This is a genomic window from Thermoanaerobacterium sp. R66, from assembly GCF_028895185.1.
Taxonomy (GTDB): domain Bacteria; phylum Bacillota; class Thermoanaerobacteria; order Thermoanaerobacterales; family Thermoanaerobacteraceae; genus Thermoanaerobacterium.
This window is the reverse complement of sequence record NZ_JAEUWW010000001.1, coordinates 1,805,313-1,828,688: the sequence shown is the minus strand read 5'-3', so window position 1 is coordinate 1,828,688 and position 23,376 is coordinate 1,805,313. Positions and strand designations below refer to the sequence as shown.

The 23,376-nt window shown below is 39.1% G+C and carries 23 protein-coding genes; all 23 read left to right on the top strand.

Translation table 11 applies throughout. The features are described 5' to 3' along the window. Positions 1-67: 67 nt before the first annotated feature. The 23 genes from JJQ93_RS09185 to yjeM all read left to right on the top strand — a co-directional run bounded on the left by JJQ93_RS09185 (position 68) and on the right by yjeM (position 23,288). Positions 68-1,981 carry an FAD-dependent oxidoreductase gene (locus tag JJQ93_RS09185; RefSeq protein ID WP_274893564.1) on the top strand — a complete coding sequence of 638 codons (1,914 nt, stop codon included), beginning with the start codon at positions 68-70 and terminating at the stop codon, positions 1,979-1,981. 207 nt (positions 1,982-2,188) lie between these two features. Continuing rightward, complete coding sequence (locus JJQ93_RS09180) at positions 2,189-3,619, top strand: N-acetylmuramoyl-L-alanine amidase (RefSeq protein ID WP_274893563.1); 1,431 nt, start codon at positions 2,189-2,191, stop codon at positions 3,617-3,619. 185 nt (positions 3,620-3,804) lie between these two features. Next, positions 3,805-4,158 carry a response regulator gene (locus tag JJQ93_RS09175; protein ID WP_085113120.1) on the top strand — a complete coding sequence of 118 codons (354 nt, stop codon included), beginning with the start codon at positions 3,805-3,807 and terminating at the stop codon, positions 4,156-4,158. Between the two features lie 72 nt (positions 4,159-4,230). After that, a complete protein-coding gene (locus JJQ93_RS09170) occupies positions 4,231-5,082 on the top strand; it encodes a class II fructose-1,6-bisphosphate aldolase (RefSeq protein WP_045413153.1) in 852 nt (283 codons plus the stop codon). A gap of 66 nt (positions 5,083-5,148) precedes the next feature. Beyond that, positions 5,149-5,796: a fructose-6-phosphate aldolase gene (fsa, locus tag JJQ93_RS09165; RefSeq protein ID WP_013788937.1), complete on the top strand. Its 648-nt coding sequence runs from the start codon at positions 5,149-5,151 to the stop codon at positions 5,794-5,796. Between the two features lie 351 nt (positions 5,797-6,147). Further along, positions 6,148-7,986: a transcription termination factor Rho gene (rho, locus tag JJQ93_RS09160; protein WP_085113118.1), complete on the top strand. Its 1,839-nt coding sequence runs from the start codon at positions 6,148-6,150 to the stop codon at positions 7,984-7,986. 63 nt (positions 7,987-8,049) lie between these two features. Then, positions 8,050-8,259: a 50S ribosomal protein L31 gene (rpmE, locus tag JJQ93_RS09155; protein ID WP_045413159.1), complete on the top strand. Its 210-nt coding sequence runs from the start codon at positions 8,050-8,052 to the stop codon at positions 8,257-8,259. 323 nt (positions 8,260-8,582) lie between these two features. Then, positions 8,583-9,164 (top strand): thymidine kinase, encoded by a 582-nt coding sequence (locus JJQ93_RS09150; protein ID WP_085113117.1) that lies wholly within the window; start codon positions 8,583-8,585, stop codon positions 9,162-9,164. Positions 9,165-9,188: 24 nt separating this feature from the next. Next, positions 9,189-10,118, top strand: a complete 930-nt coding sequence (locus JJQ93_RS09145; protein WP_274893562.1) for a DUF1385 domain-containing protein — start codon at positions 9,189-9,191, stop codon at positions 10,116-10,118. Beyond that, the gene (gene prmC, locus JJQ93_RS09140; protein ID WP_085113115.1) at positions 10,105-10,944 is read left to right on the top strand and encodes a peptide chain release factor N(5)-glutamine methyltransferase; all 840 of its coding nucleotides are present in this window, start codon (positions 10,105-10,107) and stop codon (positions 10,942-10,944) included. The genes JJQ93_RS09145 and prmC overlap by 14 nt, the downstream gene beginning before the upstream one ends. A 51-nt stretch (positions 10,945-10,995) precedes the next feature. Next, positions 10,996-12,057 (top strand): peptide chain release factor 1, encoded by a 1,062-nt coding sequence (prfA, locus tag JJQ93_RS09135; RefSeq protein WP_085113114.1) that lies wholly within the window; start codon positions 10,996-10,998, stop codon positions 12,055-12,057. Positions 12,058-12,366: 309 nt separating this feature from the next. After that, on the top strand, positions 12,367-13,086 hold the full coding sequence (locus JJQ93_RS09130) for a ZIP family metal transporter (protein WP_085113113.1): 720 nt from the start codon (positions 12,367-12,369) through the stop codon (positions 13,084-13,086). 23 nt (positions 13,087-13,109) lie between these two features. Continuing rightward, positions 13,110-14,159 carry an L-threonylcarbamoyladenylate synthase gene (locus tag JJQ93_RS09125; RefSeq protein WP_274893561.1) on the top strand — a complete coding sequence of 350 codons (1,050 nt, stop codon included), beginning with the start codon at positions 13,110-13,112 and terminating at the stop codon, positions 14,157-14,159. A gap of 17 nt (positions 14,160-14,176) precedes the next feature. Then, complete coding sequence (locus tag JJQ93_RS09120) at positions 14,177-14,617, top strand: low molecular weight protein arginine phosphatase (protein WP_274893560.1); 441 nt, start codon at positions 14,177-14,179, stop codon at positions 14,615-14,617. 14 nt (positions 14,618-14,631) lie between these two features. Then, positions 14,632-15,078, top strand: coding sequence for a ribose 5-phosphate isomerase B (rpiB, locus tag JJQ93_RS09115; protein ID WP_085113111.1), 447 nt, complete (start codon positions 14,632-14,634; stop codon positions 15,076-15,078). Positions 15,079-15,094: 16 nt separating this feature from the next. After that, positions 15,095-15,727: a uracil phosphoribosyltransferase gene (gene upp, locus JJQ93_RS09110; RefSeq protein ID WP_274893558.1), complete on the top strand. Its 633-nt coding sequence runs from the start codon at positions 15,095-15,097 to the stop codon at positions 15,725-15,727. A gap of 12 nt (positions 15,728-15,739) precedes the next feature. Then, positions 15,740-16,186 (top strand): deoxycytidylate deaminase, encoded by a 447-nt coding sequence (locus JJQ93_RS09105; protein ID WP_274893557.1) that lies wholly within the window; start codon positions 15,740-15,742, stop codon positions 16,184-16,186. Positions 16,187-16,251: 65 nt separating this feature from the next. Then, positions 16,252-17,286, top strand: coding sequence for an MraY family glycosyltransferase (locus JJQ93_RS09100; protein WP_274893556.1), 1,035 nt, complete (start codon positions 16,252-16,254; stop codon positions 17,284-17,286). A gap of 18 nt (positions 17,287-17,304) precedes the next feature. Beyond that, positions 17,305-18,456 carry a non-hydrolyzing UDP-N-acetylglucosamine 2-epimerase gene (gene wecB, locus JJQ93_RS09095; RefSeq protein WP_274893555.1) on the top strand — a complete coding sequence of 384 codons (1,152 nt, stop codon included), beginning with the start codon at positions 17,305-17,307 and terminating at the stop codon, positions 18,454-18,456. 199 nt (positions 18,457-18,655) lie between these two features. After that, the gene (locus tag JJQ93_RS09090; RefSeq protein ID WP_274893553.1) at positions 18,656-19,408 is read left to right on the top strand and encodes a YwmB family TATA-box binding protein; all 753 of its coding nucleotides are present in this window, start codon (positions 18,656-18,658) and stop codon (positions 19,406-19,408) included. Between the two features lie 9 nt (positions 19,409-19,417). Continuing rightward, complete coding sequence (murA, locus tag JJQ93_RS09085; RefSeq protein WP_085113106.1) at positions 19,418-20,671, top strand: UDP-N-acetylglucosamine 1-carboxyvinyltransferase; 1,254 nt, start codon at positions 19,418-19,420, stop codon at positions 20,669-20,671. A 162-nt stretch (positions 20,672-20,833) separates the two neighbouring features. After that, positions 20,834-21,661, top strand: coding sequence for a 5'-methylthioadenosine/S-adenosylhomocysteine nucleosidase family protein (locus tag JJQ93_RS09080; RefSeq protein ID WP_274893552.1), 828 nt, complete (start codon positions 20,834-20,836; stop codon positions 21,659-21,661). Positions 21,662-21,773: 112 nt separating this feature from the next. Continuing rightward, positions 21,774-23,288 carry a glutamate/gamma-aminobutyrate family transporter YjeM gene (gene yjeM / locus JJQ93_RS09075; protein WP_274893551.1) on the top strand — a complete coding sequence of 505 codons (1,515 nt, stop codon included), beginning with the start codon at positions 21,774-21,776 and terminating at the stop codon, positions 23,286-23,288. Positions 23,289-23,376: the final 88 nt, after the last annotated feature.

Here is a 23,376-nt window from a genome sequence, read left to right as displayed (position 1 = left end):
AATTATATTCAAATATAGGCAAATCATGATATAATCAACATATGAGAAATATGTTGAGGTGATTTTTTTGCCTAAGAAGTATTTTATAATCATCATTACGCTTTTCATCATATCAGTGTTAATAATCACAGCAGTAGGCGGGTATTTTTATGTAGAAAAGTACAAAAAATCATCACAGGAGACTAAAGCTAAAGTTATAGAGGAAAATTCAAATTTGCCTAACCCTATAAAGCTTAACCTTCCTAAAGACGAAAGCCAGTACGATGTCATAGTAGTAGGAGCAGAGCCAGAAGGCGTTGCTGCTGCAAGGTCTGCTGCAAAAAACAACGCCAAAGTATTAATAATTGACAAGCATGATGGCCCTGGCGGCCTCATGACGTACGGCATGTTAAATACCATAGACATGAGTGTATCTCCCGACGGCACATTGCTTACACAAGGCACATTTAAAGAGTTTTTTAAAGGCATAGGCTCCAAAAACTCCTTCGATGTGAAAAAGGCAAAAGAAGTATTCTCAAAGCTTTTGAGCCTTCCAAACATCACCCAGTCGTACAACACCGTATTTGAAAAGCCTATAATGGATGGAAACAAGATAATAGGCATAACAGCATTAAAGGACGGAAAAGAAGTAAACTACTACGGGAAAAGGATAATCGACGCAACACAGGATGCTTCAGTTGCAGCATCTGCAGGTGTGCCTTACACAATCGGAGCAGAAGACATGGGTGTAAAAGGCAAAGTACAAGCATCGACACTTGTATTTAGACTGAAAGGCATAGACTGGAACAACCTGATAAAAATAATAAAATACGAGAAAAAGATACCAGCAACGTATATAAACGACACATCTGCAAACGGGTTTCTATCCATCACAAAAAACTACAAGCCTTCAACGCCTATGCTTAGGCTAAGAGGACTTAATCTCGGCAGGCAAGACGATGGCACAGTATTAGTAAATGCCCTTTTGATATACGGCGTAGACGGACTTAACCAATCATCAATAGAAAAAGGAATGGAACTGGCAAAGAAAGAGCTTCCAAGGATAGTACAATTTTTTAGAGAAAACATCCCTGGCTTTGCGAAAGCAGAACTTGACGGCACAGCAGACGAACTGTACGTAAGAGAAACGAGGCATATAAAAGGATACTACACACTTGACATAAACGATGTTGTATTCAATAGAGACTTTTACGACAGGATAGCCATAGGCTCATATCCAGTAGATGTACAAGCAACATCACCAGAAGACACAGGGTATGTGTACGGGAAGCCTGTAGAGTATGCAGTGCCATTTAGGTGCATAGTGCCTGAGAAGGTAGAGAACCTACTTGTAGTGGGACGGTCAGCATCCTACAGCCACTTAGCAGCAGGCTCTGCCAGAACGATACCGATAGGCATGGCAGAAGGAGATGCAGCAGGCGTAGCGTCAGCCTACTCCATAGCCAAAGACAAATCATTTGAAGACATTGCAAAAAGTGAAGAAGATATAAAGAACATACAGTCTATATTAGTAAGCCAAGGAGCGTACCTTAAGCCATTTAAAGTAGAAGAAGCTGTAGAAAAAAGTTGGGCCTTTGACGGGCTAAAATTTGTCCTCCATTGGGGGCTTATAGTGCCTGGCTACACAAATGATTTTAAGCTTAATGAAGGCATAAAAAGCATATCATTTTACTATATGGCATCAAACATGATTAAAAGGTCAATACCAGATAAATCACAGCTTATAGATGATGATTATGAATATCTGCAAAAATACATTGTTGACAAGCCTCTTACGAAAGAAGAAGCTGCGGATATACTTTTGATGTATGCTGGATACAGAAATGAAGCTAATGGCAATAGTGGAGATCTTTTTAAACTGGCTTATGAGAAAGGGCTTGTATCTAAAGAAGCGTATATGGACGTTTTGAAAACTGGATACATTAAATGGCAGGATGCCTATGACATGACACTGACATTGTATAAATATTTGAACAAATAAGTCAAAAAAATACCTGGAGACAGGTATTTTTTTTGTAATACGGTGGCGAAAAAAGTCTATTAATGGCATATTGAAAATCAAGAAGTGCTGGTTATCCATAATAAGTTAATAAATTGTAATGTGTCTGTAACTTATCTGTAATAAAAATAGGCTATCATGTAAATATGTTTATAAATAATAGAATTTTTGTCGAAAGGGGGTAGAGAATTGAGAAAAGCCATCGGGATTCTATCCATTTTGCTTTTTATTTTGGTACTTCACGCTACTTCGTACGCATTAAGTGGAAATATCGTTGTAGACGGCAAAGTCGTAAATTACAATGTGCCCGACGTCAGCATAACTGTAGATGGGAACCCATTTAATACATACGGCAATCCACCACTTATATTGGACGGGAACACCATAGTGCCATTAAGGTCGATTGCACAAGGATTAGGTGCCAGTGTAAACTGGGATGGGACAACTCAGACGATAACTATAGTAAAGGGAAAAGTCTTTAAATTTTTTATAGGCAAAAATTACGCTACTGTCGACGGAAACCAAGTACAGCTTCCAGCGCCAGCAAGACTTATAAATTACAATACATCGTATGTTCCTATGAGATTTTTGTTTGAAAGCTTAGGATATGACGTGAAATGGATAGGCGATAAGTATTTAATACAGGTCACATCAAAAACACCAGGTCCACAAACATCAAACAATGTAAATATCACAAGCTTTAGCTCAACTTATGCAAATGGCGTTTACACAGTGACTTTGAAGGCAGACGGCCCATTGGTGTATCAAAAAGGGATTCTGACTGATAGCTCTGGCGTAAGAGTGTACTTCGACTTTGACAATGCTATAAATGCAGTTGCTAATAAGCAGATCTCTATAAATCAAGGTGGACTTAACATGGCTTATATTGGACAGAACCAACTTCAGCCTGCCATAACAAGGTTTGTTGTAAGTATGTCTTCAAGCCTTCCATATACGATAACACAGTCACAAGACAAAAAGGAATTCGACATTTCATTTAATATTGGCAGTCCCAGCCAGACTTCCAATAACGGTCCATTAATATACATAGATCCAGGACATGGAGGCTCTGACCCAGGGGCAATAGGAGTTGGCGGCATACATGAAGCAGATATAGCATTGGCAATCGGGCTTAAACTAAAGACACTTCTTGACAACGGTGGATTTCGCACAATGATGTCTCGCACCACAGATACGTATGTAGGACTTTATGATAGACCTGATCAGGCAAATAGTGCAGGTGCAGATGCGTTTGTAAGCATTCACTGCGATGCTTTTGATTCACCATCTGCAAATGGGACAACAGTTCTTTACTATCCAAATGGATACAATGGCGACACGAGGGATGACAAGACGTTTGCGCAAATAATACACGACAACTTAATGCAGGAAATAAATACGACGGATAGAGGTTTATCAGAGAGGCCTAATTTGGTGGTATTAAACCAGACTAAGATGGTTGCTGTCTTAGTGGAGACGGGATTCGTTACGAGCCCTACGGATGCTCAACTTCTAACAGATGACAATTTCCAGTGGAAAGTAGCACAAGGCATATACAATGGCATAGTACAGTATTTCAACGAATTAAAGAGTGGCACTATCAAATCTACTATTTCATAATATATAAGAACCATCGTTAAAAAGGGCGGAAAAACATCCGCTCTTTTTTAAAAATTTTTTTTAGATTAAAGGAATATTAAAATTTTTGTAGAATATATATATTTGTGTGTGCGTTGGTAGAAAAACGTTTGAATTTGTTGAAAAATTAATTTATGAGTAAGTAAGCAGTAGGGAGGTTCTTGTAGTTGGGGAGGATTTTGATTGTCGATGATAACAAAGGTGTCTGTTCTCTCTTAAAAGAGCTTTTTACGATGGAGGGACACCTTGCAAAAACATGCAGTGAAATTGAAAGAGTCCACGAAAAATTGGAGAATTTTAAGCCTGACGTTAGCATTTTCGATATACATATTGGGAAGTGTGACGTTTTAGAGTTTACAAAAAGTTTAAAAATGCGACACCCAGACATGGAAATCATTTTCATGTCTGCTGATGATCCCGATGAATGTTTTAAAGGGGAGAGGTTTATAAAAAAGCCTTTCGACATTTTCAAAGTCAAGGAATACGTAAATAAAATTTTGCTGGAAAGAGTAGCAGTGTAAAGGTACCGCATAGGTACCTTTTTCTTGATTTATACACGTTAATTGGTTAAAATATATTAAGGAGGTGTTATGATGTTAGTAACAGGTATAGAATTATTAAAAAAAGCCAATGAAGAAGGCTATGCAGTAGGTGCTTTTAATACGAGCAATCTTGAGATAACACAAGCCATTGTTGAGGCTGCAGAAGAAATGAGATCTCCTGCCATAATTCAGGTTAGTGAAGGCGGTTTAAAATATGCTGGCATAGAGACAATTTCTGCAATCGTAAGGACATTGGCAACTAAAGCATCAGTTCCCATCGCATTACACTTAGATCACGGTACAGATTTCAACAATGTCATGAAATGTCTTAGAAATGGTTGGACTTCCGTCATGATGGACGCATCAAAGTTACCCCTCGAGAAAAACATTGAAGTGACGAAAAACGTTGTAACTATTGCACACGGCATGGGTGTATCTGTAGAAGCAGAGATAGGCAAAATCGGCGGTACAGAAGACAATGTTACTGTTGACGAAAGAGAAGCATCTATGACAGATCCTGATGAAGCTTACAAGTTTGCAAAAGAGACAGGTGTTGACTACTTGGCAATATCCATCGGTACTGCACACGGTCCATACAAAGGTGAACCTAAACTTGACTTTGACAGGCTTGTAAAGATTAAAGAGATGCTTAAGATGCCTATAGTTCTCCATGGCGCATCGGGAGTTCCAGAAGCTGATATAAGGAAGGCAGTAAGCTTAGGTGTAAATAAGATAAATATCGACACAGACATAAGACAAGCTTTTGCTGCAAGGCTTAGAGAGCTATTGAAAAACGATGAAGAAGTGTACGATCCAAGGAAGATTTTAGGTCCATGCAAAGAAGCTATGAAAGAAGTAATAAAAAACAAGATGAGGATGTTTGGCTCAGAAGGAAGAGCTTAAGTTTTAGATTCATAAGGGACGGTTTCCGCCCCTATGGGATAAATTTGTTTTAAAGGAGTGTGCAATATGAAGTTTTTTATTGATACTGCCAATGTTGATGAGATAAGGGAAGCAAATGAGCTTGGCGTAATATGCGGTGTTACCACAAATCCTTCTCTTATAGCTAAAGAAGGCAGAGACTTCATAGAAGTAGTAAAAGAGATAACCACAATTGTAGACGGCCCTATCAGCGCAGAAGTCGTTTCAGAAGATCACGACGGCATGGTGAAAGAAGCATTAGAGCTGGCTAAGATTCACAAAAATATCGTCATAAAGATACCTATGACGGCCGAAGGTCTAAAGGCAGTCAAAATACTCACCGAAAAAGGCGTAAAGACCAATGTCACACTGGTTTTTTCAGCGACACAAGCACTTCTGGCAGCAAGAGCAGGCGCTACATACGTAAGTCCTTTCGTAGGCAGGCTTGACGATATTTCCACAGATGGATTGCAGTTGGTGTCTGACATCGTCCAGATATTTGACATATACGGAATTGAAACAGAAGTTATAGCAGCAAGCATAAGACATCCAATGCACGTATTGGAAGCGGCTAAAGTAGGAGCACATATAGCTACAGTGCCGTACAAAGTGATCATGCAGATGATAAAGCATCCATTGACAGATATAGGCATTGAAAGATTCTTAAAAGATTGGGAGACAGTTCCTAAGAAATGATTTTAAGTCAGGGGATATTTCCTCTGACTTTTTTTATAAAATTATAAGAAAAAAATTACATAAGCTGAATATTTTTATAAAATGTGTCGATAATATTAACAGGATGTTAAAAAATTATTAAAATTATGCTTTGTTACTTGACTTTTTTAAAAGGTATAATAAAATATAAATAGTGTATAACGTTTGAGGGCTCAAGAATACATCATTGCCTATTTGTAAATAATATTATAACCGTGTATTCTAAGACCAGTCTAAAACAATTCTTTTTTATTAAAAATATTATTTAAAAATTTTTTAATAAAATCCCATTTTACAATTTAAATAATTATTTTGTTCAGGAGGTGCCTTTTTTTGGATTTTAATGATTTAGAAGGGAAATCCCTTGCAGAACTTAGGGATATAGCCAAAAGATATGGCGTAAAAAGCATTACGAAGTACAGGAAGCAACAGTTAAAAGAGCTTATCGTAGAGAAGTCAAAGCAGATTAAGCTTGAAGAAAAGACAGATGAAGAAGCAAAAAATGATGTAGAGAATTTGTCTTTAGAAGAAAATCTTGATGAGAAAGCAAGATTAGAAGGACAAGAAGATGAAAAGGATTCTGAAAATGAAAAAGAAGAAAAATCATCTGATACTGAAAAAGTCATAGAAACTGCATCAGAAGTCAATGATGTAAAATCAGAAGAAGCTGGTAAAGATGAAGAGAAAAAGACCATAGGGAAGATAAGCATACCGGTGGAGGAGCTTGAAAAATCAGATGCAGATTACGAAGAGCTTAGAAGAAAGCTTAGGATGCGCCTAAGAAGCAAAGAAAATATCACAGAAAATGTGGAGGAAGCCAAAAAGGATATAGATGAGGCAATAAAGGTTAAGCATGAAGACGAAGCATACGAAGATGAAGAAAATGTCAAGGAAGATGTATCTTTAGATACAGAAAACGAGAAAATTGAAGAAAAAGAAGATGAAAAAGAGAAGGAAAAAGAGCCAAGAAAAAATAACAGCATATTTATAAAAGAAGGGCTTCCACTGATAAGCGATGTATCTGAACCATTGAAAGAGCTTATAGAGACGCAGGGTGATGTGGTTGCAGAAGGCGTCCTTGACATAATGCCTGATGGATATGGATTTTTAAGGGTTGAAAATTTTATACAAGGCAATAAAGATATTTATATATCACAATCGCAGATTAGAAGGTTTGGGCTTAAAGTTGGCGATAAGGTAAAAGGAATTACAAGGATTCCGAGGGAAGGAGAAAAATATTCCGCAATTCTTTATGTGGAGTCTATAAATGGCGAAAGTCCGGATCTTGCCAAGAAAAGAATTCCATTCGATGAGCTTACACCTATTTTTCCAGATGAAAAACTGAGGCTTGAAACGATTCCAACAGAGCTTGCTATGAGGCTTGTGGACATAATAGCTCCTATTGGAAAAGGCCAAAGAGGAATGATCGTGGCTCCGCCGAAAGCTGGCAAGACTACTCTTTTAAAGAAGATAGCCAATAGCATTTCCATAAATCATCCTGAAGTTCACCTTATTGTGCTTCTCATCGATGAAAGACCTGAAGAAGTCACAGACATGAAAAGGTCTATAAAAGGCGAAGTTGTCTATTCCACTTTTGATGAACTTCCAGAGCATCACACAAAAGTGGCAGAGATGGTATTGGAATATGCGAAAAGGCTGGTAGAATATGGCAAGGATGTTGTAATTCTCATGGACAGCATAACAAGGCTTGCAAGGGCATACAATCTTGTGACGCCGCCATCTGGCAGGACTCTATCTGGTGGTCTTGATCCGTCAGCACTTCACCCACCTAAGAGATTTTTTGGTGCCGCCAGAAATATTGAGGAGGGTGGAAGTTTGACAATCTTAGCTACAGCTTTAATCGAGACGGGAAGCCGCATGGATGATGTCATATTTGAGGAGTTTAAGGGAACAGGCAACATGGAGCTTCACCTTGACAGAAAACTGCAAGAAAGGCGTATATTCCCTGCAATTGATATATACAAATCAGGCACAAGGAAAGAAGAATTACTGCTTTCACAAAAAGAGCTGGAAGCAATGTGGATGATAAGAAAGGCCATGAGCAGCATTGCGCCTAATGAAGTCACTGAGGTGTTGATAGATAGGCTTATGAGGACAAGGACTAATGCAGAGTTTATAGAGGCCATAAGATCCCAACTTTATAAATCTTGATATTATATATTATGTGTGATATAATCATTTAAGTGTAATTTCGGTTTGAAAGAGGTGAAGGCGATGAAAGAAGGAATACATCCAACTTATTATCACGATGCAGTTGTAAGGTGTGCATGTGGAAATACATTTGTGACAGGCTCTACAAAGAAAGAACTTAGAGTTGAAATATGCTCAAAGTGCCATCCACTTTTTACTGGTCAGCAGAAGTTGATTGATACAGGTGGAAGGGTAGAAAGATTTAAGAAAAAATACAATTTGGATGCAAAATAATGAAGTGGTTAGAGTTGTTGCTCTAACCTTTTATTGTATGAAGCATGGGAAATATTAAAATTCTAAATAAATTCGTAATATGAAAAATTTATCAACGCTCACAAATTTCGCTTATCTAATATATCATCGATTCATTCAGCTTGTTTGGCTAACGCCGTCTATGCGTTGTTAGGGTTAGCTTTCGCTCATACGCCAAACTGTGCTACATTCATCGTGATATATTACGAAAGCTCCATTAATCGTTCGCTTATGATAAATTTTTTATGATAATTTTCTATAATAACTGTTTTTTGTCTTAAACTATTTGTCTTAAGAGGTGGATTATGATGTACGGGCCTAAAGACCATGGGTACATAGAAGTTGTAACTGGTCCTATGTTTAGCGGTAAAAGTGAGGAGCTTATAAGAAGGATAAAGAGAGCCAAGATTGCCAAGCAGAAAGTTCAAGTCTTTAAACCAGCTATAGATGACAGGTATTCCATAGACAAAGTCGTATCTCATAACGGTGATAACATGCACGCCATTGCCATAGTAAAGGCATCTGATATATTGAAATACGCCGAAGAAGATACGGATGTATTTGCTATAGATGAAGTTCAGTTTTTTGATTCTGAAATAGTGGACATCGTAAAAGAGATTGCCGATAGCGGGAAAAGGGTTATATGTGCCGGGCTTGACATGGACTTTAGAGGCGAGCCATTTGGTCCAACTCCGGAATTGATGGCCATAGCTGAATTTGTCGACAAGCTTACTGCTATATGCATGAAATGCGGCAATCCTGCCACTCGCACACAAAGGCTTATAAATGGCAAGCCTGCCAATTACGACGATCCCATTATAATGGTTGGTGCAAAGGAGTCTTATGAAGCAAGGTGCAGAAAGTGCCACGAAGTCCCGCGGGCTTAAGCGGATTTTTAAGGAGGTGCAGCAATGAAGAAGACGGATATCGGCGGACAAGCGGTAATAGAAGGCGTAATGATGAGAGGACACAACAGCATAGCTACCGCTGTAAGGTGTGGAAATGATATAGTTGTAAAAAAGGATATGGTAAAGCCTTTGACAAGAAGGTATAAGATATTATCATTGCCATTTATAAGAGGGACTGTTGCACTTATAGATTCTTTGATAATTGGAATCAGGACATTAAGCTATTCTGCTGAGTTGGTAGAAGGTGAAAGCCAAGAGGAAGAACCTTCTAAATTTGAACTATTTTTGAAGAAAGTCTTTGGAGACAAACTGGATGATGCCATAATGTATCTTTCGGTGGCTTTGTCGTTGGCTATATCTATAATCGTATTTTTCATAGGGCCAACTTATGTGGCAGGCTTTTTAAAGCGGTACACCGAAAATACGTTTCTTATAAATCTTTTTGAAGGTGTACTTAGGGTTGCAATATTTATCGCTTATCTTGCTCTCATATCGCGGATGGAAGACATAAAAAGAGTTTTTGAATACCACGGTGCTGAGCATAAGACGATACATTGCTTCGAACATGAAGAGGAGCTTACCGTTGAAAATGCCAGAAAGTATACGACGCTTCATCCAAGGTGTGGTACAAACTTTTTGTTTATAGTCATGATTGTGTCAATTATCGTATTTTCGTTTTTGAGATGGCCCTCATTATACGTAAGGATAATATCCAGAATACTGCTTTTACCTGTTGTTGCTGGCATATCGTATGAAGTGATAAAGATAGCTGGTCATAGCGATAATAAAGTCATAGCTGCATTGGTGTATCCGGGGCTCATTCTTCAAAAGCTTACCACAAAAGAACCTGATGACAGTCAGTTGGAGGTAGCTATAGCATCTTTAAAAAGTGTCTTAGAAGATGAGGGAGGAAAAGCTTTTGAAGATATTTGATGCTTTAAATTTTGGGACACAGTATCTTAAGAATTATGTATCAGAACCGCGACTTGAAGCGGAAGGGCTTTTATCTTTTGTATTAAGTGCAGAAAGGGAATACATAATTGTAAATAGAAATAAAGAGTTAAGCGAAGATATTTTTGAAAGATACAAAGGTTTGTTGGACTTACGAAAAGAAGGTATGCCTTATCAATATATAGTTGGGAAAAAGCATTTTATGGGACTTATATTTAAAGTAAGTCCTAATGTTTTAATACCGAGAAACGACACAGAGGTATTGGTAGAGGAAGTCTTAAAAAGGCTTCAGAAAGACGATGTGGTATTGGATATAGGCACTGGAAGCGGTGCTATTGCCGTAAGCATAGCGAAATACAAAGATGTGAAAGTATACGCAGTTGATATAAGCGACGATGCTTTGTCTGTTGCGAGAGATAATGCTTGTGAGAACGGCGTTTTAGATAAGATCGTCTTTTTAAAAAGCGATTTATTTTCCTTGGTGCCGAAAGATGTGAAGTTTGATGTAATTGTGTCAAATCCGCCGTATATTAGAAGCGGTGATATGGATAAATTGCAGAAAGAAGTGAAAAAAGAGCCTAAGATAGCTCTCGACGGAGGAGAGGACGGCCTTTTATTTTACAGAAATATAGTCAGAGATTCTAAAGGATATATTAAAAGCAGTGGTATAATAGCATTTGAGGTAGGATACGATGAGGCGCTTGACGTATCACAGATACTTTTAGATGGTGGATATGGCAATATAGAAATAGTAAAAGACCTTCAAGGAATAGACAGGGTAGTTTTAGGAAAATGGCTTGGTTCTTGATACTTTTAAAAATACTATTTATATGATATAATCAGCTTTTGAGGTGAGATGATGATAGATAAACTTAAGGCAATTGAAGATAGATATGTTGAGCTTAGCCAGAAATTAAGCGATCCTGAAGCCATGAAAGACATGGATGAATGGAAGAAAATGGCGAAAGAGCAGGCTGGATTAGAGGAAATCGTCCAAAAGTATCGGGAGTACAAAAAGGTGAAAGATGACATAGAGTCCACTAAAGAGCTAATCGAGGTGGATGATGAGCTAAAAGACATGGCGGAGGAGGAGCTTAAAAGCCTGGAGGAGAAAGAGGAAAGCCTCCTAAACGAGATAAAACTTTTGCTGCTTCCTAAAGACCCCAACGATGAGAAAGATGTCATAATGGAGATAAGGGCAGGAGCTGGTGGCGAAGAAGCTGCACTTTTTGCCTACGACCTTTTTAGGATGTATACCATGTACGCAGAGAAAAAGCGCTGGAAGTATGAGATAATGAGCTCCAATGCTACGGAGCTTGGAGGATTTAAGGAAGTCATATTCAGCATAGCAGGCAAAGGAGCGTATAGCAGGCTTAAATTTGAAAGCGGCGTTCACAGGGTTCAAAGGATACCTACGACAGAAGCTGGCGGAAGGATACACACATCTACTGCTACGGTTGCGGTATTGCCGGAAGTAGAAGATGTTGACGTCGAGATAAACCCAAATGACATAAAGATAGATGTGTTTAGGTCTGGTGGCCACGGTGGGCAAAGCGTAAACACAACTGACTCGGCTGTAAGGCTTACCCACATACCTACAGGCATAGTCATATCATGTCAAGATGAAAGGTCACAGCTTCAAAACAGGGAAAGAGCCATGAAGATACTTAGGGCTAAACTTTATGAGATGGCCAGAGAAGAAAAAGAAAGAGAAATTTCTATGACGAGGAAGCTGCAGGTTGGCACAGGGGACAGAAGCGAAAGAATAAGGACTTATAACTTCCCGCAAGGCAGAGTTACAGATCACAGGATAGGGCTTACGCTTTACAAACTGCAGATGGTTTTAGATGGCGATTTAGACGAGATAATCGATGCCCTTTTGGCAGAAGACCAGGCAGAAAGGCTTGAAAGCATGCAGTGATGCTTAAAAAGCCTTTTCTTTTAGCATTAAATGAATTATCTGAAAGAGATTATTGCTACTTACACAACTTATATATTTTTTTAAATTGTTAAATTTTTTTAACTTGACCCACTATTGATTTCTCATTTATAATAAAGAAAACACTTTAATGATTCACATTATGAAAATATAAATATTGCCCCCCAGCTGTCCTCATTGAGGGCGCTTTTCTACCCGGATGGACCTCCTACCATCCGGGTAGATTTTATTTTGCCACATATCATATTATGCTTTTTTGCAGAATAAATTTTACTTAGATGAGGTGATATTGTGAGCAATTTTCATGTTGTTGTGTTGGGGTTTGTTATAGGCATAATAGGCACTGGCATAGGTGGTGCCATGACATTTTTTTTGAGGAAACCATCGAAGCGATTTTTAAGCACGATATTAGGTTTTGCAGGCGGCCTCATGCTGTCTGTAGTCACATTTGATTTGCTTCCACACGCCTTTGAGACAGGCGGATTGAATGTGGGCATGTTGGGACTTATAGCAGGTGTCTTAATCGTGGTGTTTTTTGAAGATATACTGCCTGATAAGGAGAAAATAAACAATTATTTAAAAGAGGGGATAATAATGGGATTTGCCATTGCAATACATAATTTTCCTGAAGGACTTGCTGTAGGCTCTGGATTTATGTCATCCAGCAGTTTCGGCTTAAGCATTGCACTCGTCATTGCCCTTCACGACATACCTGAAGGAATAGCAATGGCCACACCACTATCGATAGGTGGCGTAACGCCATTTAAAAACATGATGTACGCCATACTGGCAGGTATACCTACAGGATTAGGGGCTATTGCTGGCGTCTATATGGGCGAGGTATCCCCTTTTTTCATAGCTTTAAATCTGGGCATTGCTGGCGGTGCCATGCTTTATGTGACTTGCGGAGAGATGATACCGGAATCAAGGGACTTGTACAGGGGAAGGATTTCTGTATTTGGTATGATTGCAGGAATCATTAGTGGTATAATAATTACGAGAGTTTTATGAAATGATTGAAAGGGTTGTGACGAATGACAAAGGTAGTTAAGCTTGATAGAGATAATCCAGATATGATTTTAATTGACGAAGCGGCAACTATACTTCTAAATGGAGGACTTGTGGCTTTTCCCACAGAGACGGTTTACGGCATTGGTGCCAATTCACTTAATCCAGATGCGGTTGCGAAGATATTCATAGCCAAAGGTAGACCTCAAGACAATCCCCTTATTTTGCACATAGCAGAGTTTCAAGATCTCTTTAAATACGCTAAAAATGTCCCAAATGATGCGTTAAAGCTGGCACGGCAGTTTTGGCCGGGACCATTGACCATGATATTTGAAAAGTCTGATATAGTTCCGCCTATAAATACAGCCGGAATGAATACTGTAGCCATTAGAATGCCGTCTAATAAGATCGCGCATGCACTCATAAAAAGAGCTGGGGTGCCTGTGTCTGCTCCAAGCGCCAATCTATCTGGTAAGCCAAGTCCTACAGATGCTTCACACGTGATTAGCGACCTTTATGGCAGAGTAGACATGATAATAGATGGCGGAAGCTGTGATGTAGGGGTGGAGTCTACAGTGGTAGACATGACAGGAGAGATTCCTACCATTTTAAGGCCTGGCGGCATTACGAAAGAGATGATAATGGAAGTAGTCGGCAGTGTAGATGTAGATCCTATAGTATATAAAAAGCCTTCTTTGGATGTAAAGCCTAAATCACCAGGAATGAAGTACAAACACTATTCTCCGGATGCAGAAGTTTACATAGTCAAGGGAAATATAGGCGATGTTATAAAAAAAATACAAGAGTTGACAGAATTTCAATTGAATAATGGCAAAAAAGTTGGTATAATGGCAACAGAGCAAACATGCGAAAAATATCGAAACGGGGAAGTTTTAGTAGTAGGAAGTAGGGAAAAGCCTGAGACTATCGCCAAAAATCTTTTTAGATGTCTTAGAGAATTCGACAAAAAAGGCGTTGACGTAGTTTATGCAGAAGGATTTGACTACGATGAAATTGGACTGGCTATTATGAATAGGCTTGAAAAAGCCGCTGGATACAAGGAAATCGATGCGTAAGGAGAAAATGGTGTTTTATGAAGGTATTATTCGTTTGCACAGGAAATACATGCAGAAGCAGCATGGCTGAAGGCATATTTAACCATATAGCGAAAGAGAAAGGCATTTCTCATGTGGCAGAATCAGCAGGGACCATGACGTATGACGGATTGCCGGCCACAGATGAGGCTATTAAGGTTTTGAAAGACCAGTACAGCATTGATATATCAAATCACAAATCCAGAAACATAAAAAAAGAGCACTTGGAAAATTCCGATTTAGTCTTGACTATGACAGCTTCGCAGCGGGAATTCATCTTAAAAAGACATCCCGAATTTGCCGATAAAGTCTTTACGTTAAATGAGTTCGCAGATAAAAGTGGAGATATTGAGGATCCGTTTGGAAGAGGTTTAGATGTATACAAAAAAACTGCAGAAGAAATATATGCATCTATAATGCGTATAATAGAAAAATTGTAGAAAGGAGCTTTTCAATGATTGCCATAGGTTCTGATCACGGTGGATATGAGCTTAAAGAAGCCATAAAGAAGCATCTTGAGGAAAGAGGGATAGAATACAAGGATTTTGGCACATTTAGTGAGGAGTCTGTAGACTATCCTGATTACGCCAGAGAAGTGGCAGAGGCTGTAGCCAGCGGACAGTTTGAGAAAGGCATACTTTTGTGTGGAACAGGCGTTGGCATATCGATAGCTGCCAATAAAGTGCCTGGCATAAGGGCAGCACACGTATCTGATGCCTTTTCGGCAAGGTACTCAAAAGAGCACAACAATGCAAACGTGCTTTGCATGGGGGGAAGAGTTGTAGGGCCAGGTCTTGCAACCCTTTTGGTAGATGAATGGCTTGACGCAGAATTTCAAGGCGGAAGGCATCAAAAGAGGATTGACAAGATTTCTGAGATTGAAAAAAAATACTCGAGATGACATAGGAGGTAAATGAATGTACGATAATGTTTATGTGTTAGATCATCCATTGATACAGCACAAAATCAGTTTGATAAGAGACGAAAATACAGGGTCAAAGGAATTTAGAGAGCTTGTAGAAGAGATATCTATGCTTATGGCGTATGAAGTGACGAGAGATCTTCCATTGGAGGAGATCGAAGTAAAGACACCTATAGCCATTGCCAAGACGAAAGTCATAGCTGGCAAAAAGTTAGGCATAATTCCAATCTTAAGAGCAGGACTTGGCATGGTAGATGGCATGATGAAGCTTATACCTGCAGCGAAGGTTGGACACATAGGTTTGTACAGGGATCCTGAGACATTAAAGCCTGTTGAATACTACTGTAAGTTGCCTTCTGATATAAATGAGAGGGATCTCATTGTAGTAGATCCTATGCTGGCGACAGGTGGCTCCGCATCTGCTGCCATACACTTTTTGAAAGAGAGAGGTGCACAAAGCATAAAGCTTGTCAACCTCATAGCTGCACCTGAAGGGATAGAAGCTGTTCACAGGGATCACCCTGAAGTGCCTATCTATTTAGCTTGTATCGATGAAAGGCTAAATGAGCATGGATACATCGTGCCAGGTCTTGGCGATGCAGGGGATAGGCTTTTCGGAACGAAGTAAGAGGAATGAAAGATGAGACCGTCGTGGGATGAGTATTTTATGATGGTGGTAGATGTGGTGAAGACACGATCTACCTGTTTAAGAAGGCGGGTTGGTGCTGTCATTGTGAAGGACAAGCATATCATATCCACAGGATACAACGGTGCACCCACAGGGCTTAAACATTGTGAAGAAGTAGGATGTATGAGGGAAAGCTTAAACATACCATCAGGCGAAAGGCATGAGCTTTGTAGGGGCACTCATGCCGAGCAGAATGCCATAATACAAGCCGCATTAAACGGTGTAAGCACTAAAGATGCCACCATCTATGTAAGTGCAAGCCCGTGTTCTATGTGTGCCAAAATGATTATCAATGCAGGCATAAAAAGAGTTGTCTATGAAGGGGATTACCCTGATAACCTTTCATTTGAGTATTTTAAGGAAGCTTCTGTAGAAGTTGTGAAGATGGAAAGACGATAAATAGTTGACAATAATGGCGTTGGTGGAATATTATATAATTATGATAAGTTCAGGGGAGTGTTAAAATGAAAATATACGTTTTGTCGTTTGTTGTGGCTTTTGTGGCTGCACTTATGGCTACACCAGCGGCAAAGAAGTTGGCTTATAAAATCGGAGCCATCGACATACCAAAGGATAAAAGACGTGTTCACAATAAGCCTGTACCGCTTATAGGCGGATTGGCCATATACCTTGGTACAGTTTTAAGTATGCTTCTGTTTTTGCCAAAATCAGAGACTAACTTTGGAATAATAGCCGGAAGCACGATAATAGTGGCTTTAGGCATATTTGACGATAAATACGAATTAAAAGCTAAAGTGAAGCTATTAGGACAGCTTTTAGCAGCATTTGTGGTTGTCCTAAGCGGTGTAAGGATCGATTGGCTTACAAATCCATTTGGCGATGGCATGATAAACATGGGCGTTTTTGCCATCCCTCTTAGCATATTTTGGATCGTAGGTATTACAAATGCCATGAACCTTATTGATGGTCTTGATGGACTTGCTGCAGGCATAGCATCCATATCGTCAGGTTCACTGTTTGTGGTGTCGTTGCTAAATGGGCGGTATGCTACTGCACTTATTACTGTTGCTGTCACTGGAGCGGCACTGGGATTTTTGCCGTACAATTTCAACCCTGCTAAGATATTCATGGGAGATACTGGCGCCATGTTTTTAGGCTTCATCCTGTCGGCGGTATCCATCCAAGGTGCAGTAAAATCTGCTGCCGCCATTGCGATTGCAGTTCCTATATTAGCGTTAGGTGTTCCGGTGTTTGACACGATATTTGCAATAATAAGGCGGTTAGCCAATAAAAAGCCTATCATGGAGGCAGACAAAGGGCATTTGCACCATAGACTTTTAGCGCTGGGCCTTTCGCAGAGACAGGCAGTTTTTGTCATGTACGGTGTAAGTTTGTTCTTAGGTTTAAGCGCGATACTTATATCCTCCACAAATGGTGCAAAAGGCTACATCATATTGATTGTTGCCATCTTAGCTGTTTTGTGGGGAGCAGACAAGATGGGCCTTTATGGGCACAAAGCTAAAAACATGAATGTGTAAATATAAGGAGCTGAAGACATGCTAAAAGTAATGCCTATTTTCGGCACAAGGCCTGAGGCTATTAAGATGGCACCGCTTGTAAAAGAGCTTCAGTGTGCCGATGGAATAGAGACAGTCGTGTGCGTTACAGCTCAGCACCGGGACATGCTTGATCAGGTGCTGAGGCTTTTTAATGTCATTCCTAAGTATGACCTTGACGTTATGAAAGAAAGCCAATCATTATCTGACATAACATCATCTGTCTTAAGAGGGCTTGACGATGTCTTAGGGCAGGAAAAACCTGATTTGATTTTGGTTCACGGCGATACCACTACGACTTTTGTTGCTGCTTTGTCGGCTTTTTACAAAAAGATAAAGATAGGACATGTGGAGGCAGGGTTAAGGTCTTTCGATAAGTGGTTTCCGTATCCTGAGGAGATGAATAGAAAGCTTACAGGAGTATTGTCAGATTTGCACTTTGCACCGACACAGACGGCAAAAGAGAATCTCTTAAAAGAAGGCGTAGATGAAAGCAGCATATTTGTTACAGGCAATACCGTCATAGATGCCATGAAATACACTGTAAAGGAAAATTACATCTTTCGGGATGACAGGTTAAATGAGGTTGACTACAGAAACAAGAAAGTCATCGTTGTTACGGCACATCGCAGAGAAAATTGGGGTTTGCCAATAGAAAATATATGTAATGCATTGAGAAAAATAGCCATTGACTTTAAGGATACGTACATCATATACCCAGTTCACAAAAATCCCGTCGTAAGGGATATGGTATTTAGCATCCTTGACAACCTTGACAATGTTTTGTTGCTTAATCCAATCGATACGGACGAAATGCACAACCTTCTAAAAAGGTGTTACATGGTTATGACAGACTCAGGAGGACTTCAGGAAGAAGTGCCATCATTGGGGAAACCTGTCTTGGTTTTACGGGATGTTACAGAAAGGCCTGAAGCGGTTAAAGCAGGTACTGTAAAGATAATAGGGACGGATTTTGATAGAGTGTACAGTGAAGCAAAACTTCTGCTTACAGACAAAAATGAATACGACAAGATGGCAAATGCAGTAAATCCATATGGGGATGGCAATGCATCAAGGCGTATTGTGCAAGCCATAAAATACGCATTTGGCATGACAGATGAAAAAGTAGATGAATTTAAAGGCAGCTTATGAAGCTGCCTTTAAAAATTATAAAGTGCTTTAAGGAGTTTAAACATCCATCTTTAAATTGATGGATGTTTTTATGTATAAATACATTAAAATTGTCAATAATTATATTAGGTTGGGCGGAACGTATGGTGAATTTATTATCCCCCTTGTGAATTTACCGTATGATACCGCCCACTTTTATTTCGATTTTGGAGGAATGAATATGTTTAATAAGTTATCATTGATTGTTGTTACAATAATAGTGGTGTTTTTCATGCTAAACTCTCAGATGGATGCGTTTTCTGCAAAAGGCAATGATGTTTCAGTCATAGAAGAAGCTTTTGCAAAAAGCGGAGCATCGTACCAGTACGCAAATATCAATGGGTGGGCTAAGTTGAGTTCCGATTTTACGCCTTTGAGCCAAATGAATAAAACTGTAGAAAATGTTATAAAATCGTTGGAAATTGACGATAAAATGGTTAAAGTTTCGAAACTTGATCAGTCCAATTTCAGACAGTACGATGCGGAATACGACGCTAAAGACAAAAAAATTTCGATTGTCGTACAAAGCGTCAAAAACAGTGGGGCAAATGAAACGTACATTTTAATAGACGAATACTTGCTTCATGGAAACAAGGATGTCCTTAGTGAAAATGAAAAAATCAAAAAGGCGTATTCAAGTTTAAGCCTTACTCCAGAGATTGCTACGTGCTTAGTCGGTACATACGATGGAAAGTTGAATAAGGACAAAATAAGTAGTATATTAGAAGAAGTGATGAAGGATACGGATGCTTCGAAAATAGAAGGATTAAATGATGAAAAGTTAGTCAGTATTTCTGCTCACACAAATAAAATTAAGGAATATATTGAGATGGGCAGTGAAAAAATAAATTTGAACGTTGCAGTAAGGTATAGCAGTTACGATGACAAAACATATATTTGGCTGGCAACACCTGTCATAGCAATGGAATATTAACAATAGAGGGTGGTATACACGAAGATTATCGTTGAAAGTAGCCCTGCGCTAAAGGGCACTGTAAAGGTAAGTGGAGCGAAAAATTCTGTTTTGCCTATCATCGCAGCATCTTTGCTTTCAGAAGGAGAAGTAATTATAGATGACGTGCCAGAGCTTAAAGATGTGAATGTGATGATAGAGCTTATAAAGTTTTTAGGTGCCAAATGTACATTTCAGGATGGAAAGCTTAAGATAAATGTGGACATAAAAGATGTGGAGGCACCGTATGAACTGGTTAAAAAGATGAGAGCATCTTTCCTTGTGATGGGGCCTATTCTGGCAAGATTGGGTCATGCAAAGATATCGCTGCCGGGTGGCTGTGCCATAGGGACAAGACCTATAGACTTACACTTAAAGGGATTTCAGACGCTGGGGGCGGAGATAGACATAGGTCATGGGTATGTAGAAGCAAAAGCTAAAAAACTTGTAGGCAAGAAGGTTTATCTGGATTTTCCAAGCGTCGGCGCTACGGAAAATATCATGATGGCTGCTGTATTTGCAGATGGGCTTACTACCATTGAAAATGCAGCCGAAGAACCGGAAGTAGTGGATCTTGCCAATTTTCTCAATAAGATGGGAGCTAACATAAAAGGTGCTGGCACAGACACCATAAGGATAGAAGGCGTGAAAGAGCTTAAAGCTACAGAGCATACTGTCATACCAGATAGGATTGAAGCCGGCACGTACATGGTTGCATCTGCCATGACTGGCGGTGATGTGCTTATCGAAAATGTCATAGTCGATCACGTCAAGCCTATAATTGCCAAGTTGACTGAGTGTGGCATCGAAGTGTATGAGGAAGGCACAGGCGTCAGGGTAAGAGGTTGTGAAAGCTATAAAGCAGTTGACATAAAGACACTGCCGTATCCGGGCTTTCCCACAGACATGCAGGCTCAGATGATGGCAATGATGGCTGGAGCAAAAGGTACCAGTGTAATCATAGAAACAGTGTTTGAAAACAGATTTATGCATGTAGATGAATTAAAAAGGATGGGCGCGGATATAAAGATCGAGGGAAGAACCGCAGTCGTAACAGGCATTGATCATTTATCAGGTGCAGAAGTGAAGGCAACAGATTTAAGAGCTGGAGCTGCACTCATATTAGCAGGACTTATAGCAGATGGAAAGACCATTATAAACGATGTGTACCATATAGACAGAGGTTATGTAAACATCGAGGATAAGCTTAGAAGTCTTGGAGCAATCATATACAGAGTCGATTGAAAGGTGTACTTATGTACACTTTTTTGTTGTAGTATTTTTGAATAAATGAAAAAGACGTGAATGCACCTCCCGCATAAAATCAGAATTTATTTGTTAAGTCACAGCAAAAGAATTATAATATTATAGGCATTTTGAAAAGTTAGAAAAGGAGCTTAGGAAATCATGGTTTACATATCTGCATCTATGTATGTGGAGGCAAAGCCTTTTATAGATTATTACAATTTGAAGAAGGATGTGGACGAAAGATATTATCAAGTTTTTAAAAGCGATAATATGAGATTGATAATAACAGGCGTTGGCAAGGTTAATTGTGCTGCAGCAACATCACACCTTTTAGCTAAGATACCGCCTGATGATGGTGATATTGTGGTGAATGTCGGCATTTGTGGTGCGAAAGATGGATTTCAAATTGGGACACCTTATCTTATCAATAAGATAAAAGATGCTTCAACAGGGAGAGACTATTATCCAGACATCCTTTTGAATCACGATCTTAAAGAATGCTCTATAGAGACCTTTGATAAGCCTCTTTCAAGTCAAGAGTTTTTAGAGGAAGAACTGTGCGATATGGAGTCCAGCGGTTTTTATGTTTCTGCATCAAAGTATGTAGAGCAGCACAGAATCTTTTTGATTAAGGTGGTTTCAGATAGAGTTGGCATTGATACGGTTTCTAAAGATGATGTTTTGAAGCTTATTCAAAACAATGTGGAGAAGATTGATGCTTTTATAAAAAACGCTGAGGATTTTACAAAAGTTGACGGCAGTTTTTTCAAAAAAGAAGAACTTGAGCTGATGGAAAAGATTTTTTCTTCTTTGAAACTTACAAAAAGTTTAGAAGAAATCCTTTATAAATCATGTCTACACTACAAAGTGAGAACAGGCGATGATATTTTGTTTTTAGAGAATATTGGGCTTTCAAATGTCAATAATAAAAGAGAAAGAAAAAAGTATTTTGATTTAATCATTTCGTCTTTAGAGAAAAATGATTGACGGATTTGATATGAGAAATGCTGGAAAATGCTTAAATATTGCAAAAATCGCAAGTTTAAATTATAATAAATGTATTAAAATAATTTAATAATTAAACAAAAGGAGGAATCAGATGACAACAAAAGAAAATGCTAGAAAGAAGTTATCCCAATTATCATTGATTTTAATGATATTTACATCTGTCTTTGGCTTTACAAACATGCCAAGATCGTTTTACCTTATGGGATACGGCGCTATTCCGTGGTATATTTTATCAGGCATTACATTTTTCATCCCATTTGCATTTATGATGGCTGAGTATGGCGCTGCTTTCAAAGAAGAAAGCGGTGGTATTTATACATGGATGGAGAAATCCGTAGGGCCACTTTTTGCGTTTACAGGCACTTTTATGTGGTACGCATCATATGTTGTATGGCTTGTAAACATATGCTCTACGATTTGGATTCCGCTTTCAAATGCCATATTTGGAAGCGATAAGACATCTGAGCTTCACTTTTTAGGGCTTAATTCTACACAGACGCTGGGAATGTTGGGAATTATCCTTATCATCGTCATAACTTTTGTAGCCAGCAAAGGGTTAAGCGGCGTTTCAAAAGTTGCATCTGTAGGTGGTACGGCTGTGCTTTTGCTAAACGTTGTTCTTCTACTTGGTTCTTTGATAGTGTTTATTGCTACAGGTGGAAAGTTTAAAGAGCCGATTACGGGAATTAGTTCGTTTGTGACATCGCCAAATCCTTCTTATGCAACACCGCTTTCTGTCTTGTCGTTCGTGGTGTTCGCGATTTTCGCTTACGGCGGCACAGAAGTGGTGGGTGGTGTCGTAGATCAGACGGAAAATGCTGAAAAGACATTCCCGAGAGGTATGATGATAGCCGCTTCAATAATAGCTGTAGGTTATTCATTAGGCATTTTCTTAATCGGTATTTTTACAAATTGGAAAGATGTTTTGTCTTCTGACAAGATAAACTTAGCCAATGTTGCGTACGTGATAATGAACAATCTTGGCTATCAGTTAGGGACAAGTTTAGGCATGGGACAAGCAGCATCTATTTCATTGGGAAATTGGGTTGCCAGGATCGTAGGCATATCCATGTTTTTAGCGCTTACAGGAGCGTTTTTCACACTTGCTTATGCGCCACTTAAACAGCTTGTAGAAGGTACTCCAAAAGAGCTGTGGCCATCCAACATAGGTTACGTTGAGGATGGAATACCAAAGGTAGCTATATGGGTTCAGTGTGGCATCGTGGTGGCTATGATATTTTTGGTGTCATTTGGTGGAGATATTGCGAAGGTATTCTTCACAAGGCTTGTTTTGATGGCTAATGTTGCTATGACGCTGCCTTATATGTTCCTAATCATCGCATATCCTTATTTTAAAGGCAAAAGCAGCATAAAGAAAGGATATCAAGTGTTTAAAAGCAAAGGAATGGTGATGACTGTCACTATATTAAGTGCGGCTACGGTAGGTTTTGCAAATTTCTTCACCATTATAGAGCCTATGACATCAGGTGACTATACGTCTACTATATGGATGATAATTGGGCCTGTATTTTTCTCAGCGACAGCTCTCCTTCTTTACAGAAGGTATGCAAATAAATATTTGAAAGCTTTAAGGGATGACGAATGACTTTTGAGGCAATGCGAGTTTAACTCGTATTGCTTTATTTCTTTTTAAAAAGGGACTATAATGTAATTAAAGTAAATAAATAGGAGGG